At 43.6% G+C, this 19114-nt stretch carries 10 protein-coding genes; 8 read left to right on the top strand and 2 right to left on the bottom strand.

Features of this window, described 5'->3' with window-relative positions:
• Positions 1 to 65: 65 nt before the first annotated feature.
• Together H8796_RS13810 and H8796_RS13805 are read right to left on the bottom strand one after the other, a co-directional pair.
• Positions 66 to 1244: a heparin lyase I family protein gene (locus H8796_RS13810; protein WP_117515322.1), complete on the bottom strand. Its 1179-nt coding sequence runs from the start codon at positions 1242 to 1244 to the stop codon at positions 66 to 68.
• A gap of 123 nt (positions 1245 to 1367) precedes the next feature.
• A complete protein-coding gene (locus H8796_RS13805) occupies positions 1368 to 1919 on the bottom strand; it encodes a DUF4738 domain-containing protein (RefSeq protein ID WP_009000762.1) in 552 nt (183 codons plus the stop codon).
• A 147-nt stretch (positions 1920 to 2066) separates the two neighbouring features.
• Here H8796_RS13805 and H8796_RS13800 point away from each other — a divergent pair, with 147 nt between their 5' ends.
• From H8796_RS13800 to H8796_RS13765, 8 genes are all read left to right on the top strand, one after another.
• Positions 2067 to 5591, top strand: coding sequence for a two-component regulator propeller domain-containing protein (locus H8796_RS13800; RefSeq protein ID WP_117931993.1), 3525 nt, complete (start codon positions 2067 to 2069; stop codon positions 5589 to 5591).
• A gap of 115 nt (positions 5592 to 5706) precedes the next feature.
• Positions 5707 to 8316, top strand: coding sequence for a cellulase family glycosylhydrolase (locus H8796_RS13795; RefSeq protein ID WP_117931991.1), 2610 nt, complete (start codon positions 5707 to 5709; stop codon positions 8314 to 8316).
• Positions 8317 to 8368: 52 nt separating this feature from the next.
• Positions 8369 to 11344 (top strand): TonB-dependent receptor, encoded by a 2976-nt coding sequence (locus H8796_RS13790; RefSeq protein WP_117931989.1) that lies wholly within the window; start codon positions 8369 to 8371, stop codon positions 11342 to 11344.
• A gap of 18 nt (positions 11345 to 11362) precedes the next feature.
• The gene (locus H8796_RS13785; protein ID WP_117931987.1) at positions 11363 to 12943 is read left to right on the top strand and encodes a RagB/SusD family nutrient uptake outer membrane protein; all 1581 of its coding nucleotides are present in this window, start codon (positions 11363 to 11365) and stop codon (positions 12941 to 12943) included.
• Positions 12944 to 12966: 23 nt separating this feature from the next.
• On the top strand, positions 12967 to 14721 hold the full coding sequence (locus tag H8796_RS13780) for a DUF5114 domain-containing protein (RefSeq protein ID WP_117931985.1): 1755 nt from the start codon (positions 12967 to 12969) through the stop codon (positions 14719 to 14721).
• A 45-nt stretch (positions 14722 to 14766) separates the two neighbouring features.
• Positions 14767 to 15852, top strand: a complete 1086-nt coding sequence (locus tag H8796_RS13775) for a glycosyl hydrolase 53 family protein (protein WP_004312461.1) — start codon at positions 14767 to 14769, stop codon at positions 15850 to 15852.
• Positions 15853 to 15917: 65 nt separating this feature from the next.
• Complete coding sequence (gene galB, locus H8796_RS13770) at positions 15918 to 18365, top strand: beta-galactosidase GalB (protein ID WP_117931983.1); 2448 nt, start codon at positions 15918 to 15920, stop codon at positions 18363 to 18365.
• Between the two features lie 261 nt (positions 18366 to 18626).
• Complete coding sequence (locus H8796_RS13765; protein ID WP_117931981.1) at positions 18627 to 19076, top strand: nuclear receptor-binding factor 2; 450 nt, start codon at positions 18627 to 18629, stop codon at positions 19074 to 19076.
• The last annotated feature ends 38 nt before the right edge of the window (positions 19077 to 19114 follow it).

Genomic DNA, 19114 nt, shown 5'->3' with positions numbered 1-19114 from the left:
AAAAAATATCCGGATGCTCACAAAAAGAACATCCGGATATCACTCTCTTTTTATCTTCTGACTAATTACCTTTCTGAATAGTTTGTCAGATTGTAACATACCGGCTTAGTGCTATTACCTACACGGTAAATACCGAACTTGAAGTAATAACCATCATCGTCGTTACGTCCAATCATGATTTTTTCATTGTCTACAATGTGTTTACTAACCTTTTTCCCCTTTTCCTGATAGTCCATCTGCACATCGAGCATACCCGGTTTTACAATCGTTTCCGCCTCTTTGCCATAGACTGTCCAGTCGATATGAATGCGGAATGTAATCCAGCAGTCTTTCGGAAAATCGGCATAAGGCATTTTGTAAGCAATGGTCGATGCTTTATAGTCTGATGTTACAGGTTTCATAATCGGTGTTTTTTCGGGATTTGCGTTGCAACGGTCGTCTTTATCCGTCAGCCACTTACGATCGGAATTTGCTTTGATATAGAACCATCCGCCAGAGAACCCGAACGCCAATGGAGGATAGCCTCCTTGTTCCACGAGCCATCCGTTGGCCTTTCCGGCCTGATATACAGGATTTCCTTGTTTGTCTTTCACCGGATTACCTTGTTTATCCAGTTTGGCTACTTTCTCGTGCCCTTCATTCTTTTTAAAGATCGTAGTCTTTTCCAGTTCAACGAACTCGTCAATCGTCAGTTTCTTCACTTCGCCCTGTGGAGTTTGTACCAATGTACGATCCGGCATCCCATGCCATTGGGCAAAAATTGTCGAGACATCGCTACCCAATGAAGAAGGAATATATACGGAAAACTCATAGTCGCGGGAAGCTCCTTGCGGACAAATACCTTTCCCATGATGATATACAGTTTTGGTAATCTGCGCTTTCTGATAAACATCGGCAGGCAGGCCTTTGAAATCATCGGAAGTTGCATAACAATAAGAAAATTCCGCACGCCCTTTTGTTTCCCCTTTGGCATATCCTGACAGGGTGTTATCATCTTCCTTCAATTCAAAACGATAGGAAGGCTTACCGTTGAACATACGTGTGAAGTCGCGTTGAATTGCATGAGGCTTTTTAGTCCCTACTGCTACCCAGCAATCGTCTATAATTTGATTGACGCGTGCCGAATCCGCCTGCACGTTTACCCGTTCCGTAAGCGGAACCAACGTTTGTGTATCTTTGGTTTGAGCGGTCAGTGCCGTACATCCTACTGCTACCACACAGATAGCAAAAATGTTTTTCTTCATTCTATTCGGTATTAAGTTTGTTGACGGTGCAAAAATACGAAAGGCAACCTCATTGGCTGCCTTTCTTTTGTCTCAAATGTTTTCACATTTGTGTAATTTTACTGTCAACACCCGCCTACAAGCTTAATTGGGTGCTTCATCGTCATAATCTTCTTCAAGCATATCCACTTTCTGTATACTCATTTTTCCATCAGCGGTAATCGTTATGGAAAGCGGCATATACAAATCTGTCTGCGGATAACAAACACTCGCTGCATACACAATTCCCTGCGGAGTAGTCTTGTCATATACAATGCCTTCCAATATAGACTTAGATAGGAAGTTCGCATCGACTACCGATGAAAAATCATTCTTGGTAAAGGTCTTGTTCAACACGGTTTCGTTACCACGCGTCAGGTGCAACACTATTTTATTGTCGACATAGGTATCTCCCATCTCGTTTGTCACATGGGGCAGATTTTCATCCGGAGTACGCGAAACGAGGGAATGGTAATCTTTCCCCTTAAACTTAAAGTCGGTTTCGCTCTTAGACGTCTGCATACGCTGCAATCCGTGAGCATCCACACTGTCTATCATCGCCAATGTCGACGTATTATCTGAAGATCCTTTTTTACCGCCACATGCACTCACAGCCACTGCCAACGGCAATAAAAGCCAATAAATTAGTTTTCTCATACGTAAGTTTTCTGTTTATAAATAGATAGCAAAGGAACAAAAAGAGCGGGATATTTACAAGTGTAACCGACATTTTTCCTACATTTGCAGGAAAGAAGGAATACTTTTACAACAATTACAGATTTAGAAACCTGCAAACCTAACACCATGCGCGAACGAATGACAACAATTCTTTTTCTCATCCTTGCCTACTGTAGCAGTGGCAATGTGTATGGGCAAAAAGTAAATTATCAGCAATTCGACAACATCTATCTCGGAGCCGAAGCTTCGGTGATTAGTTGCTTCCTGCAAGATAGCGAGGGACTGATATGGGTAGGTTCCAACAAGGGTTTATTCAGTTATGACGGTTATTCCACACAACAGCATTTCACGTATGGAGAACGTACTAACACACGTATCTACTGCGGTATTATAGCAGATAACACTTATTTATATCTGGGAACAGATAACGGGATTCTTGTTTATAACTATCGAACAGACAAATATGAGCAACCGGATACTGATTTCCCAACGGATGTCCGTACCATGGCACTCCAGGGAGATACATTGTGGATAGGTTCGTTGAACGGATTATATATTTATCAGTTAAAAAGTCGTCAACTGAATCATTTCGATAGCAAACAGACCGGATTGCCTCATAACACCATCTATTCCATCATTCATACAAAAGATAATCAAATTTATATAGGTACTTACAACGGATTATGCCGCTATGTACAGGCAAGTGGAAAATTTGAAAACATCCTTTTGCCAGTTAACCGGGGAGGCAGCAATTTGTTTGTCAATTCTCTGTTGGAAGATACCGCCCGACAATGTATCTGGATCGGGATGGAAGGTTATCTCTTCCAATACAATCCCACTACAGGAGAGATGAAGGCGATAGAGGTATTTCATAACAACTCCATCAAATCACTGGCACTGGACGGAGATGAAAATTTGCTGGCAGGTACAGACAACGGGCTTTATGTGTACCAGAATGACAAAGAACCTTTGCAGCATATCATTCACGATTCACGCAATATCCAGTCACTAACCAACAATATTATCTGGAACATATTCTCGGATCAGGAACATAATATCTGGCTGGGAACAGATTATGGCATTTCCCTGTCACGCTATAACAGTGCGCTGCAATTTGTACCGATTTCTCAAATCACAGGCACAGGAGACGGAAATCAGTTCTATTCCCTGTTCCGGGATTCCAAAGGATTCTATTGGTTCGGAGGTACAAACGGAGTGATCCGGTTCACCCATCCGGCAGGCAATAAACACGATGCTATCTGGTATAGAATGGGGGATAAAAAACATCCGTTATCCCACAACCGGATACGGCACATCTACGAGGATAGAGAACAGCAGTTATGGATAGCCACAGACGGAAGTATCAACCGCTATGACTATAATACCCATCAATTTGTACACTACAACATCGTAGACAGTACAGGAACTTATAATACCAACTGGGCTTATTACCTGTTTGAAGATACTGACGGGAAGCTTTGGATCGCCACCTGTCTCGGAGGTATCTTTGTTGTGGACAAACATAAACTGATACAATCTGCCGGAAGATCGTATGTGGCCGATCAAAATTATTCCATTCATAATGGGCTGTCGGGGATGTTCATTAATCAGATTGTCCCTGATGCGGAAGGTAATGTATGGGTATTGTTATACAACAGCAAAGGGATAGACAAAATCAATGCCCGTACGCGACAAGTGACAAAGCTGTTTGCCGATGAATTAAGTGGCGAGAAGAGCCCGAACTACCTTTTACGGGATGAAGACGGCATGCTTTGGGTAGGATTTCACGGAGGAGTGATGCGTATCAATCCCAAAGACTCGAGTCAGCAAAGTATCTCTTTCGGCAATTTCAGCAATAACGAGATTCTGTCTATGACCTCTGTAAAAGAACATATCTGGGTTTCCACCACTAACGGACTTTGGATCATCGACCGGAGAACAATGGATGCCCGCCAGCAAAGCCTGACGGATAAACGTTTCACCAGTCTCATGTTTGATTCGGAAGATGGAAATATCTATCTGGGAGGTGCAGACGGGTTCGGCATATCCCGTCCCGAAATACAAGCCATGAATCAGCCGGAGCACTCCATTTTACTGACTGCCTTATATATCAACAATCAACTGATGTCTCCGCATACCGGAGAGAATATTCCCAACATCCGCTATACCGATGCTATCGAACTAAAATACGACCAGAACAACCTGGCTTTCGAACTTTCAGACCTCCCCTACTCGCTAGAAGAAAAACATGAATTCGTCTACCGGCTGGAAGGTATGGACAAAGAATGGAATTTCCTGCAATCCAACACGAATCGCATTACGTACAGTAATCTGGGTTATGGGGATTATCAGCTGGTAATCAGCAAAGTAGAAAAGAGCGGTTCTCCTTCCGAGCATCCATATATCCTGAATATTAAAATTCTCCCTCCATGGTATTACACACTTTGGGCAAAGATAGTCTACATTCTTTTATTCTTGAGCCTCATTGCCTGGGTTATCAACTTTTTCCGTGTCAAGAACCGTCTGAAAATGGAACGGATGGAAAAAGAGAAGATTCTGGAGCAATCACGCCAGAAAATGGCTTTCTTTACCAATTTGTCTAATGAATTAAAGACACCGCTTAGCCGGATTATCGCTCCTGTCAGTCAATTGCTCCCCGTTGCAGAAGAAGTGCATGAGAAACAGACACTGGAGGAGGTGCAACGTAATGCAATGAAAATAAACTCATTGATTCATCAGGTATTAAACTTCAACCGGATAGAGGATAATAAAGATTCACTGCTGATTTTGTCGCGCATCGAACTTGTGTCATTCAGCCGTAGCCTGTTTTCTGTCTATGAGGAAAACAAACAGATCACATTCCATTTCGAGACAAATAAAGCCAAGATTTATGCTGATATGGATGCCATCAAACTTGGAGTGATTTTAGATAATCTGCTTTCAAATGCCGTCAAATTCACCCCGGATGGCGGAAGCGTCCGTCTGTCTCTTTTCTATCGTGAAGAAACGGGATTGTTGGATATCTGTGTTTCAGATACAGGAAGCGGAATCCCGCAACAAGATATTCCATATATCTTCCAGCGCTTTTTCCAGTCTCCACATTCCGGCAATAAGGAAGGTACGGGTATCGGACTTTATCTGGTCAAGACTTATACGGAACTTCATGGCGGTCACATCAACGGAGTCACCTCGAACGAAGGAAAAGGAACTTCCATTGGCCTGAATATCCCTGTCATCGCCGTAGAGAAAGAAGAGATTCCGGCGACACAGGTGAAAAAGCAGTTGGAATCGTTGCCTGTTCTTAAACCAATCGAAGCAGAATCTCAAGATGAGAAATTTCTGTCGAACATTATCCGCCTGATTGAGGACCATCTTTCTGAATCGGAATTGAATGTAAATGCACTTTGTGAATTATCCGGTATCAGCAATAAGCAGATTTACCGGAAAATCAAACAACTGACCGGAATGTCTCCAGTGGAATACATCAAATCGATCCGGATGAAAAAGGCGGCCATGTTGTTGCAACAAAAGAAATTTACCGTTGCCGAAGTGATGTATATGGTAGGCTTTTCCAATCACTCCTATTTTTCCAAATGTTTTCAGGCAGAATTCGGAAAAACGCCACGTCAGTACCTTAATGAAGACCTGTAGAGGCATTTTGGAGCATTTCGTCCTATTTTTATCCTTATATGTCCAATCTGTGCTTTTATTGAAATGACCAATAAATTACTTTTGTTGCTGTCAATAAACCGATAAATTTGATAGCATGAAAAGACTATTGATCCTTACCTTTATTTGTTTGATATCTGCCTTTGTCAAAGTGCAGGGCAAATCATCCTCTGCACCTATTATATATATAGATGGAAATGGGGTGATGCGTTGGAGTGACACCCGCCGGGAGGCTTCCTTTTTCGGTGTTAATTATACGCTGCCTTTCGCCCATGCTTACCGTGCCATTGGATATTTGGGACTGGACCGCAAAGCTGCCATAGATAAAGATGTATATCATATCTCCCGTCTGGGACTGAATGCTTACCGTATTCATTTATGGGATGTGGAGCTGACAGACGGACAGGGAAATCTCCTCGAAAACGAGCATCTCGACTTGATGGACTACCTGATTGCCAAACTCAAAGAACGCAATATTCATATTGTGATTACCGCGCAGACCAACTTCGGGAACGGATATCCCGAACGAAACATACAGACGGGCGGCTTCTCCTATAAATATGATAAATGCGATATGCACTCCCACCCGGAAGCTATCGCTGCACAAGAAACCTATCTTCATGGTTTGGTGAAACACGTCAATCCATATACGGGGTTAGCTTATAAAGACGATCCCTCCATTGTTGGGTTCGAAATCAATAATGAACCTTGTCATTCCGGTACGAAGAAAGAGGTAAAAGCCTATATCAACCGGATGCTGAAAGCGATCAATAAAACAGGAAACCGCAAACCTGTATTCTATAATGTAAGCCACAACGGATATGTAGTAGAGGCTTATTACGAAACTGCCATTCAGGGAACTACTTATCAATGGTATCCCATCGGACTGGTATCCGGACAGACACAGCAGGGAAATTTCCTTCCCTATATAGACCGCTATGATATTCCCTTTTCCGATAAAGTGAAAGAATTCGATAAGAAAACACGGATGGTATATGAGTTCGATCCGGCAGATATCATGTATTCTTATATGTATCCGGCCATGGTACGCACTTTCCGTACAGCAGGTTTTCAATGGATTACCCAGTTTTCGTATGATCCGATGGATATCGCTTATGCCAATACGGAATATCAGACTCATTTCTTGAATCTTGCCTATACACCTCATAAAGCTATCAGTATGAAGATAGCCGCCGAAGCTGCACGCAGTCTGAAAAGAGGTGAATCATATGGCAGTTATCCACAGGACACTTTATTTGGTGACGGTTTTCGTGTCAGTTATACAGAGGACTTGAGCGAATTAAATAATGGAAAGAAATTCTATTATTCCAATCATACCAACACCCAGCCCAAAGATGCGTCACAACTTGTTTCCATTGCCGGTTGTGGCAGTTCTCCGGTCATTCGTTATGAAGGAACAGGAGCTTATTTCATGGATTGCCTCGAACCGGGAGTCTGGAGACTTGAAGTGATGCCGGACGCGGTAGTAGTGAACGATCCGTTTGCCAAACCGTCACTCGATAAAGAAGTGGTTACCATCGCTTATGGTGCTTGGGACATGGCTTTGCAAATACCTGATTTAGGGATGGAATTTACTCTTACGGCCCTCAATCAAGGGAATCAGCAGAAAGGAGATGTGACAGATGGGATCATCCGCGGACTTCGTCCGGGTGCCTATCTACTGAAGCGTAAAAACTGTACGCCCCAACAGAACTGGCAGGCAGACTCTCAATGGAATTCCATCCGCATCGGAGAATATGTGGCTCCTGCTCCACGTGTGACGGATTATAAAGTCGTTCATACTCCATCGGCAACCACTGAAGCAAATAAGGATTTAACGATTAGTGCACAGGTGGTAGGAACCGAATTCCCGGATTCTGTGATTATCTACACCGATAAGATATCTTTTTGGAATGAGCATAATCCATATATCAAGATGAAACGTACAGGCGGATATACCTATCAAGCAACGATACCCGCTACAGAAATAAAGGATGATTGTTTCAGGTATAACATCATCGTATGCCGGGGCAACAGCACTCGCACTTATCCCACAGGAAATTCCGGTTACAGGAATTCATCATCGGGAATAAAGGGAAATCCACTGGAGTGGAATTATACTTCCGGAGCCTATTGGACTACTCGTGTTGTTGCCCCAGATAGTGCGATACCACTATTGACTATTACGGACGCAGATAGCCGGATAGAAGCATACACGCTTCCCGAATGGAATGATCTCCAACGTACTTTGGTTGATTCTTCTCCGGTGGAAAAACCTTTGCTCCGGTTCCGGTTTACTCCTAAAGGAGAAAATCCGCACTATTTCCTCCGCACGTTCGTAAAGAACCTGATTGAAGAAAGAAAAGAAAGAGTAAAGGATTGTAGCGTTCTCTGTATCCGGGTAAATCGCACGAAAGCACTTCCGGAAGGATTCAGTGCCGGTTTCGTAACGTCAGACGGATATACTTATAAAAGCCCTTGTCCTGCTCCATCATCGGAGGGAATCATACGGATACCGTTGAAAGATTTACGCCAGACAGACACGGCACTGCTGCCGATAGCTTATCCGACATTCTTGAAACAGTATTTCCATCCGGAAACGGAAATCGCTTTTCTACCGGAAAAGATTGAGAAGCTGGAGTTATCAATGTCAGGTCATTCGCAATCAACTGTCGAGATTGAATTAGGGGAAATCTGGCTGGAATAAACAGGAACAAATAAAAAGTAAAAATAAATCTATTATCAATAACACAGTAATTATGAACAGGAATATCTTAAATCTACGCCATCTGACTGTACTACTTATGTTGTGTACAGCCTTTTTAGGAGGCATCATTCCTGCCTTCGCCCAACAAGGAGGCAAGAAAATCACCGGACAAGTGATTGACGAGAACAAGGAACCGATGATCGGAGTAAGTATCCTCATTGTCGGTACTTCTACCGGAACAGTGACCGATTTCGACGGTAATTATACACTCAATGTGCCACAGGGCAGCAAAGAGTTGCAATTCTCTTATGTAGGATATGAAACAAAGGTAGTACCTGTTCCTGCCAACAGTACTACTTTGAATGTCCAGTTGAAAAGTGATTCACAGGTATTGAGCGACGTTGTAGTAATCGGCTATGGTACGCAGCGTAAAAGCGACCTGACAGGTTCGGTAACTAACGTCAGCAGCAAGGACTTCAACATGGGATTGGTCAGCTCTCCCGAGCAACTGATTAATGGTAAGATTTCCGGTGTGCAAATCATGTCCAACAGTGGTTCTCCCACTGCGGGAAGCACGATCCGTGTGCGTGGTGGTGCTTCACTGAACGCTAGTAATGACCCTTTGATCGTACTGGACGGCGTTCCTTTGGAACAGGGAGGCATCAGCGGTAATGACGGGAATTTCCTTAGCCTCATCAACCCGAACGATATTGAAAGTATGACCATTCTGAAAGATGCTTCTTCGACTGCCATTTACGGTTCGCGTGCATCCAACGGGGTTATTCTGATTACTACCAAGAAAGGAAGTTCGGATAAACTGAAATTTACTTTCAGTACGACCAACTCTGTACAAACCCGCACCAAATTGGCAGATATGTTGAGCTACGATGAATTTGTCAATACCATCCAAAGCAAAGGAACCGATGCGCAACGGGCGTTACTCGGCACGGCACACACGGATTGGAACGATGAAATCTATCAGAATGCATTCGGTACGGACAATAATCTAAGTGTTGCTGGAAAGATTACCAAAAACTTACCTTTCCGTGCATCTATCGGTTACTACAATCAGAGTGGTTTATTACGTACTGACAACGCGGAGCGTTACACCGGAAGCATCACACTGAATCCGTCTTTCTTTAAAGACCACTTAAAACTGAATATCAATGCTAAAGGTTCTATCAATAAGAACACATTTGCCAATACAAGTGCCATTTGGGCTGCTTCGACCATGAATCCTACCATTCCGGTATATTCGGGTCTAGACACATTCGGCGGATATACGGAAGCGATTGACAACACCGGTGCTCCCGTGAACGGAGCAGTCATGAATCCGGTGGGACTTCTCAATATGAATGACTCACAAAGTACAGTAAAACGTTTTATCGGAAACATTGATGCAGACTATCGTCTTCACTTCTTCCCCGATTTGAAGTTGCATGCTACGTTAGGTTATGACTATGCACAAGGTAAAGGAAGTGTATATGTTCCGGCAGAAGCTGCACAGAATTACACCACTTCCGGTTTGGATTACAGCTATGGCCCACAGAAAAAAGAAAACCGTCTGTTGACTCTGTATGCCAACTACAACAAATTGGTGGAATCCATTAAGAGTAGTTTTGATGTAACAGCCGGTTACGATTATCAGTACTGGAAATCCACGACTCCGCTTTACAGCGAAATGAACACGTTGGGAGAAATACAGAAAACATCGAAAGCCTCTGACGAACGCCATGTATTACTCTCTTATTATGGCCGTTTGAACTACTCGTTCAACTCCCGCTATATGTTGACTACTACTGTACGTCGCGATGCCACTTCGCGCTTCGCTAAAAATGTACGTTGGGGTACGTTCCCGTCAGTAGCATTAGGATGGAGAGTGACAGAAGAATCATTCCTGAAAGACAATAAAGTCATCAGTACGCTGAAAGTGCGTGCCAGTTATGGTGTCACCGGGCAGCAAGACGGTATAGGTAACTACAACTACCTCCCTATCTATACGATCAGTCAAAGTGGTGCCGGCTCTCTTATCGGTGGCACTCCGACTCCTACTTACCGCCCCAAAGCGTATGTACCCAACCTGAAATGGGAAACAACCACTTCATGGAATGTGGGTTTTGACTTCGGTTTTCTCAAAGACCGCATCACCGGTAGTTTCGACTACTACACCCGTCAGACCAAAGACCTGATTGCCACCGTACCTGCTGCTGCCGGTACTACATTCGATCGTAACATCACGACCAATGTCGGAAATGTAGACAGTCAGGGTGTGGAATTCAGTCTGAACGCAACACCCATACAGACCAAGGACTGGAACTGGGATTTGAGTTTCAACATGACATGGCAGAAGATGAAAGTGAAAAACTTATCACTGACAGCCGGTACGCCTGCCACCAATACTTCCGTAGGTCCATATATCGACAGTTATCAGGTACAGACATTGAGCGAGGGATATGCTCCTTATATGTTCTACGTTTACCACCAACTGTATGATGAAAAAACCGGCAAACCGGTAGAGGGAGCTTACGTAGACCTCGACGGGGACGGACAAATCAACTCGAACGACTTGTACCGCTACCACTCTCCGGCTCCCGACTATATCCTCGGTTTCAGTACCTCATTGCGTTACAAGAAGTGGACATTGAGCACCAGCCTGCGTGCCAATATCGGAAACTATGTCTATAACGCGATGGCTATGAACAGCGGTGCCTGGGAAACTGTCAGCTACAACTCTTACCAGCTGAACAACCTGTCATCAACCTACCTGAAAACAGGATTCCAGACACGTCAATACCTCTCTGACTACTATGTAGAGAATGCTTCTTTCCTGAAAATGGATAATCTCTCATTGGGTTACAACTTCGGCACTATTTATAAAGGATGCAGTCTGAATGTGAGTGCCATGGTGCAAAATGTATTCTGTATCACCAAATACAGCGGCGTTGACCCGGAAGTTCCCAACGGTGTGGACAATTCGTTTTATCCACGCCCACGTACTTTCTCTCTCAACATAGGTATTAACTTCTAATTACTAAAAGCATCGATTATGAAAAAGATTTTTTATACAGCCCTTTATTTTTGCAGCGCACTCCTGATGAGTTCCTGCATAGGCGACTTGGACCAATATCCACACGAAGAAGAAACATCTTCTACCATATATACCAGTGCTGCAAACTATAAAGCCGTTCTGGGAAAAATCTATGCAGCCATGGTGACCACCGGACAGGAAAAGAATGGTGACAACGATTTGAGTAGTAACAGCGGACAGGATTATATGCGCTGTTTCTTCAACTTGCAGGAATGTGGAACGGATGAAGTGGCTTCTACCTGGCTGTCCGGTGACAACGTGACGGGACTGACGTATTTGAGTTGGGACGCTAACGACCCTTGGGTATCGGATATGTATTACCGTATCTATTACAACATTGCTTTATGTAATGAGTTTCTCCGCAATACCACCGATGAAAAGATAGCACAGTTCACGGACCAGGAGCAGACTGAAATTCGCATTTATCGTGCCGAAGCCCGTTTCATGCGTGCCTTATTCTACTATCACGCACTCGATCTGTTCCGCAATATCCCGTTTGTGACGGAAAATGACCCGCTAGTCGGATATCTGCCTCCCCGCTATACAGCCCAGCAGATTTTCGATTATATTGAAAGTGAACTGAATGACATTAAAGATGAAATGCTAAATAAAGCGAACTGTCCTTACGGACGCGCTTCCCAAGGAGCTGCATATACATTACTTGCCAAATTATATCTGAATGCGGAAGTTTATACCCAGACTTCCAAATACAACGAATGTATCAAAGCCTGTAAAAAGGTTATCGAACAGGGTTATCAACTGGAAAGCGATTATTACAAGCTGTTTAATGCCGATAATGACAAACGTACGAACGAAATAATCTTCACCCTCCCGGTAGACGCAACCAATCTCGTGTCATGGGGATCATCCACTTACATTGTTTGTGGCGCAGTGAGCAACACGTCCGAAAAACAGATACCGGAAGATTACGGTGTAAAATCAGGATGGGGTATGTTCCGTGTACGCGGAGAAATTCCTCAACTTTTCTCAGGTAACGAAGAAGCCGACCAGCGGTATATGTTCTTTACCGACGGACAAACCCGGGACCTGGAAAAGATAGATGACCAAAGCAATGGCTATTTCGTAGAAAAATGGACTAACCTGACTGATGCCGGACAGACTGCTTCCAACACCGCAGACGGTGGTGTAAATACAGATTATCCCCTATTCCGTCTGGCCGATGTATATTTAATGATGGCAGAAGCTGTGGTACGTGGAGGAACGGAAGCAACTCTGGCAAATGTACTGCCTTATATCAATGAGCTACAGGAACGTGCTTTCGGCGACAACACTCATAACAAAAGCGAGTCTGAAATCAACGAACTGTTTATCATCAACGAACGTGCCCGTGAACTGTATTGGGAGGGGTATCGCCGTACGGACTTGATCCGCTTCAATCAATTTACAACCAACAGCTATGTATGGCAATGGAAAGGTGGCGTAAAAGACGGTAAGGCAGTAGAGAGCAAATACAATATCTATCCGATACCTGCTACCGAACTGACGGCCAATCCAAACTTATACAATGAAAACTATTAATCATATTAATACGGAACAACGATATGAAAAAACTAAATAATCTATTCACTTTACTTTCCGCTCTCCTATTACTAGGTGCTTGCGAGAAAGATGGGGATACCTATTTTCTCTCCAGCCCGGAAGAGAACGAATTGATAGCTTCTGCCAGTTCTGTCGTACTGACAAAGGAGACAGCTAAGTTTTATGCTTTGTCGCTTGCCTGGACTGACCAGACGCTGCAAGTGAGCGATTCAAGATACCAGCCTACCACCGGTGTACAAACTTCCGTACAGGTTTCACGCACGGAAGATTTCTCCGGGCAGATTCTGGAAACGACCGAAAGTGGAGTATCAAAGACGTACTCTGTCTCCGCCTTAAATATCGTCGCTTATCAGTTGAAAGCTACTCCCGAAGAAGAAGCGCCGCTCTATTTCCGGCTTGCCGGAAGAAACGGAAGTAACATCGCTCCTGTATACAGTAATGTGGTAAAAGTCATGGTTACTCCTTATGAAATTGATATGCGATTTGCCAATATTATCAATAAGGGAGACGGCAAGGATTCAGGAAAAGATCTGTATGCAGCCAATGCGGATGGCAACTATATCGGCTTTATGGGAGCCACTTCTTGGGAGGGTTTCTATCTACAGGAAGCCGATGGTACTGTTTGGCACACAGCCAAATCAGGTAGTACGGCTACTCCGTTCTTCCTGACAACTGATGCTGCTGAAGGAACGTGGGATTTGTGGTTCCCCGGTCAATCAGGCTGTTACTATACGAATGTCAATACCACCAAAAAACTATGGACTGCTTTATGGATGCCAACACTCAATGTAAGTGGCATCGACGGAGGTATCACGATGGAATACAAACGTGACAAGAATCAATGGCAGGGTATATTTACTGCTACAGGAGCCGGCACTATCAATATTCAGATGAATGGAACAGGTAAACTATATGATAACACCAGCGTCAGCGGAGCTGATAACAGCATTGACGATACGAAAGCCAAAGATACTTCTTTCGCCTTTAGTGGTTCTGCTAATGAATTGACATTCAATACTGGAACGAATGTTTCTGCCGGAAATATTACAGTAAACGTACCAGCAGCCGGAGAATGTACATTGATTATTGACCTGAACAACCCGCAAGCATGGAAAGTGGAAGTGACGGAAGGAGGAAGTGTAGAACCGACTTATCCCTCTTATCTAGAAATGCAAGGTGCCGACTCATGGTGGGGAAAGTTATACCGCAAACTTGAACCCGGTAAAACTGCAGGAACTTATCGCACTGTATTCCAAACCGTCAGCGATGAAAACTTCCAGATAGTAGACCCATCAACAGACACATGGTATGGCTCTGATCCCAACAATCTTTATAGCCTTGCTCTTACAACAGGAGAGCATTACAACATCTGGTTCGATGGTTCCGGCAAGAAAAGTTATACAATCGAAGTAGATTATGTCAACTTAACCTGGAAGCCTACTGAAATCAAACAAATCAATGTATATGGAACTTTCAATGGCTGGTCAACGGCTAAAGACCTGATGATATATAATGAGGAAACCGGAATATGGAGTGCAGAATGCGATATCGCCACTATCGGTGACGGATTCTACTTCCTCATGAATACGAATTCCGATCAGATTAACTGGGACTGGAGATTGTACTATACTTCTGAAAGCGGGCTCTATCTAAGTGACCAAAATGGTGATAACATAAAACCCGCCAAGGAGGGTAAATATCTCATTACGTTGGATCTCAACAAGATGGAGTTTACAATGACTGAAATCACTGAATAACATTCTAAGTTCAACAACATGATTATTAAATTCAACAGAATCACTATGATACGAAAATATATAATGATAGCTTCCGCACTACTTTGCGGAAGCATCTTCACCGCTTGTGATGATGATAATGATACTCCGACTTTCCCGGAAAAGACGGAAACCACTTATGATATGTCCGGCTTCGCCCGGGGAGCTGATGTCAGTTGGCTGTCGGAAATGGAAAGTTCCGGATATAAATTCTATACCTCCGATGGAAAAGAACAGGAATGTATGTCTCTGCTTCGTGACCTGGGTATAAATGCAATTCGTCTACGTGTATGGGTGAACCCGGAAAATGACACGGAAGATGTAAAAGGCTGGTGCAATAAGGGTGACGTATTGCTCAAAGCATGGAGAGCACACAATTTGGGCTATCGCCTGATGATCGACTTCCATTACAGTGACAGATGGGCCGATCCTGTTCAGCAAGCCAAACCCAAAGCCTGGGAAAATTATACGGTAGAAGAACTGGAGCAGGCGATTGCCGACCATACCAAAGATGTACTCGGTGCAATCAAAGAGATGGGTATTGATGTGGAATGGGTGCAAGTGGGTAATGAAACTCATCAGGGCATGCTATTCCCCACCGGACAAACAACGAGTAGTGACGGTATTAAAAACTTTGCGAAATTCATTAACTCCGGCTACAATGCTGTTAAAGAGATTTATCCGAATGCGAAAGTGATTGTACACCTCGACCAAGGAAATGATGCCAATCTATACAACCGGATTTTCGGTTATTTGCATGACAACAATGCCAAATGGGATGTCATCGGCATGTCTCTTTATCCGGATATGTACCCGACAGAGGGAGCAGCCGATGATTGGGAAGATATGAACAACAAATGTATTGCCAATATGAAAAGTCTGATTGCCAAATACAACACTCCGGTGATGATGTGCGAAATTGGTATTCCCTGGGACTATTCCGAAGCTGAAGACTTTTTCACAGACTTTATGACGAAAGCCAAACAAGTGGAACAATGCCTTGGTGTATTCTCTTGGGAACCGCAGAGTTATGGTGGTTGGAAGAACTATGGAAAAGGCATGTTTGACGACAGTGGTAAACCGACCAGCGCATTTAATGCTTTCAAGAGATAAGATTATTGAATCATTTTTTATAACTTTACCCCGAATCCAAAATATTTTATACCTGAAAAGCAAAAATGAACATGAAACACCAAAAACAGTTATTAGCTGTACTTTTGATGGGCGCCGCTTGCACATTGCAAGCGCAACGCAGTGAGACGCTGCTCGAGAAAAACTGGAAATTCAGTAAAGGAGATTTTAATGAGGCTAGCCAGCCGGAGTTTAATGACACTAAATGGGAGTCGGTTGTTATTCCGCATGATTGGGCGATTTTCGGTCCATTCGATATGAATAATGACCTGCAGAATGTAGCTGTAACACAGAACTTCGAGAAAAAGGCTTCCTTGAAAACAGGACGTACCGGTGGGCTCCCTTATGTAGGCACCGGATGGTATCGAACCAGTTTTGATGCTCCTGCCGATAAGGAGGTGACGCTGCTCTTTGATGGCGCCATGAGTGAGGCACGTGTCTATGTAAATGGAAAAGAAGCTTGTTTCTGGCCTTTCGGCTACAACTCTTTCCACTGTAACGTGACGTCTTTATTAAACAAAGACGGAAAGAATAATACGCTGGCCGTACGTTTGGAAAATCGTCCGCAGTCCTCGCGTTGGTATCCGGGAGCAGGTTTGTATCGTAATGTGCATCTGATCGTGACTGATAAAGTGCACGTGCCTGTATGGGGAACACAAATCACAACTCCTCATGTCAGCAAGGACTTTGCAGCCGTACGTCTTCAAACGAAGATTGATAATGCCGGTGAGAAAACACAAATCCGTATAGAGACAGAGATTCTTTCTCCGGACGGAAAAGTGGTTACCAGCAAAGAGAATACGAGCCGCATTAATCACGGACAACCATTCGAACAAAACTTTATTGTAAATGCGCCCGAACTCTGGTCACCGGAAAGTCCGTCACTCTACAAGGCTGTTTCCAAAATTTACGCAGATGATAAACTGGTGGATACTTACACGACACGTTTCGGTATCCGCAGCATTGAATATATCGCTGATAAGGGTTTCTATCTGAACGGAAAACATCGCAAATTCCAAGGGGTATGTAATCACCATGATTTAGGTCCGCTGGGTGCCGCTATTAATGTGGCAGCGCTTCGCCATCAACTTACATTGCTGAAAGATATGGGATGTGACGCTATCCGTACTTCTCATAATATGCCGACTCCCGAACTCGTAGCGTTGTGTGACGAAATGGGATTTATGATGATGATTGAACCGTTCGATGAATGGGACATTGCCAAGTGTGAAAACGGTTATCACCGTTATTTCAATGAATGGGCGGAACGTGATATGGTAAATATGCTCCATAATTATCGGAATAACCCGTGTGTGATTATGTGGAGTATCGGTAATGAAGTGCCAACCCAATGTAGCCCTGTCGGCTATAAAGTGGCTAAATTCCTACAAGACATTTGCCACCGAGAAGATCCGACACGTCCTGTCACCTGCGGAATGGATCAGGTTACTTGTGTACTTGCGAACGGATTTGCAGCCATGATTGACATTCCGGGACTTAATTACCGTACCCAACGCTATAAAGAATCTTATGACCAACTCCCGCAGAATCTGATTCTGGGTAGTGAGACTGCTTCTACTGTCAGTTCACGTGGGGTATACAAATTCCCGGTAGAGGATAAGAAAAGTACCAAATATGAAGACCATCAATGTTCCTCTTATGATGTAGAAGCCTGTTCATGGTCAAATATTCCGGATGAGGACTTTGCACTGGCCGACGATAACCATTGGACAATCGGACAATTTGTATGGACAGGATTTGACTATCTGGGTGAACCATCACCTTATGATACGGATGCATGGCCCAATCACAGTTCCATGTTTGGTATTATCGACCTTGCCAGTCTGCCTAAAGACCGCTATTACTTGTATCGCAGTGTATGGAATAAGGATGCGGAAACTTTGCATATTCTGCCTCACTGGACATGGCCGGGACGTGAAGGCGAAGTGACTCCTATATTTGTATATACCAACTATCCTACAGCCGAACTGTTTATCAACGGTAAAAGTTATGGTAAACAAAGCAAGAATAATAGTTCGTTGAAGAACCGCTATCGTCTGATGTGGATGGATGCTGTATATGAACCGGGAGAAGTAAAAGTAGTAGCCTATAACAAAGATGGAAAAGCTGTAGCGGAAAAAGTGGTTCGCACTGCCGGAAAACCTCATCACATCGAATTGGTCAGCAACCGTAACGAATTGACTGCAGACGGAAAAGACTTAGCGTATGTGACTGTGAAAGTCGTAGACAAAGATGGTAACCTATGCCCTACTGATAATCGTCAGATAAACTTCTCTGCAAAGGGAGCTGGTAAATATCGTGCTGCTGCCAATGGCGATCCGACGAACCTGGAACAATTCCATCTTCCGAAGATGCATGCTTTCAACGGAATGTTGACAGCTATCATACAAGCTGGTGAAACTGCCGGAGAAATTGTATTTACAGCCAAAGCAAATGGAGTGAAAGCCGGAAATATTCGTATTCAAACGAAATAAAGCATACGCTTTATAAAATCTGATAAGCCACCGGATTTCTTAACTAAAGAGAAGTCCGGTGGTTTTCATATATAATATACTGGACTTTTCACTTTTACGAGAAAAGAAGCAGGTAAATACAGGTTAATATCTATCTTTGCCAAAGAAAACGTTACAGATATGTCGCACAGGATTCACTTCCTTATTTTTACAGGTCTTTTACTGATGTTCTGTTCATGCCGGAAAGAAAACAGGTTTGAATGGCAAGTAAATCAAAGACACATGGAAGTATCTCTGAACAAAGAATCTGATTCGCTCTATGTCATTCATTTGAATACAGACCAACCCTCCCACTCTGTTTGGAAATTGCCTTACCCTGTCTATCAATTTGATTATGGAGATGTTACAGGAGACGGGATGCCGGAAATTATTGTGGGGGTTATCAAGCCTACCCGATTCGATCCCAAACCTGACAAGCGGTTATTCATTTACCGGATTGCAGATGAAACGTATATCCGCCCACTTTGGTTAGGTTCGAGGGTAGCACAACCTTTGGAAGATTTTAAAGTGATTCGTGAACATACTCCTGTATTGATACGCACCATGGAACGGGAACGAAGTGGAAAATTTCTGATAGCGGAATATGCATGGAGAGGTTTTGGTCTGGATTTTAAGGGATATCTGAAACGCGAGACAGAAGAAAAGGAGGCCAAACGCATTCTTGAACGTTAACGTTAGCTACTATCATTTATATATGGCAATTTATAGAA

This window comes from Bacteroides sp. M10 (assembly GCF_014334015.1).
GTDB classification, from domain to species: domain Bacteria; phylum Bacteroidota; class Bacteroidia; order Bacteroidales; family Bacteroidaceae; genus Bacteroides; species Bacteroides intestinigallinarum.
Note: the sequence above shows the minus strand (reverse complement) of the source record. Positions and strands in the feature narration are given on the sequence as shown.

Excerpts from the sequence above, each read along its gene's own strand:
- H8796_RS13810 (WP_117515322.1), bottom strand. The coding sequence starts at position 1,244 with ATGAAGAAAAACATTTTTGCTATCTGTGTGGTAGCAGTAGGATGTACG.
- H8796_RS13805 (WP_009000762.1), bottom strand. The coding sequence starts at position 1,919 with ATGAGAAAACTAATTTATTGGCTTTTATTGCCGTTGGCAGTGGCTGTG.
- H8796_RS13800 (WP_117931993.1), top strand. The coding sequence starts at position 2,067 with ATGCGCGAACGAATGACAACAATTCTTTTTCTCATCCTTGCCTACTGT.
- H8796_RS13795 (WP_117931991.1), top strand. The coding sequence starts at position 5,707 with ATGAAAAGACTATTGATCCTTACCTTTATTTGTTTGATATCTGCCTTT.
- H8796_RS13790 (WP_117931989.1), top strand. The coding sequence starts at position 8,369 with ATGAACAGGAATATCTTAAATCTACGCCATCTGACTGTACTACTTATG.
- H8796_RS13785 (WP_117931987.1), top strand. The coding sequence starts at position 11,363 with ATGAAAAAGATTTTTTATACAGCCCTTTATTTTTGCAGCGCACTCCTG.
- H8796_RS13780 (WP_117931985.1), top strand. The coding sequence starts at position 12,967 with ATGAAAAAACTAAATAATCTATTCACTTTACTTTCCGCTCTCCTATTA.
- H8796_RS13775 (WP_004312461.1), top strand. The coding sequence starts at position 14,767 with ATGATACGAAAATATATAATGATAGCTTCCGCACTACTTTGCGGAAGC.
- galB (WP_117931983.1), top strand. The coding sequence starts at position 15,918 with ATGAACATGAAACACCAAAAACAGTTATTAGCTGTACTTTTGATGGGC.
- H8796_RS13765 (WP_117931981.1), top strand. The coding sequence starts at position 18,627 with ATGGAAGTATCTCTGAACAAAGAATCTGATTCGCTCTATGTCATTCAT.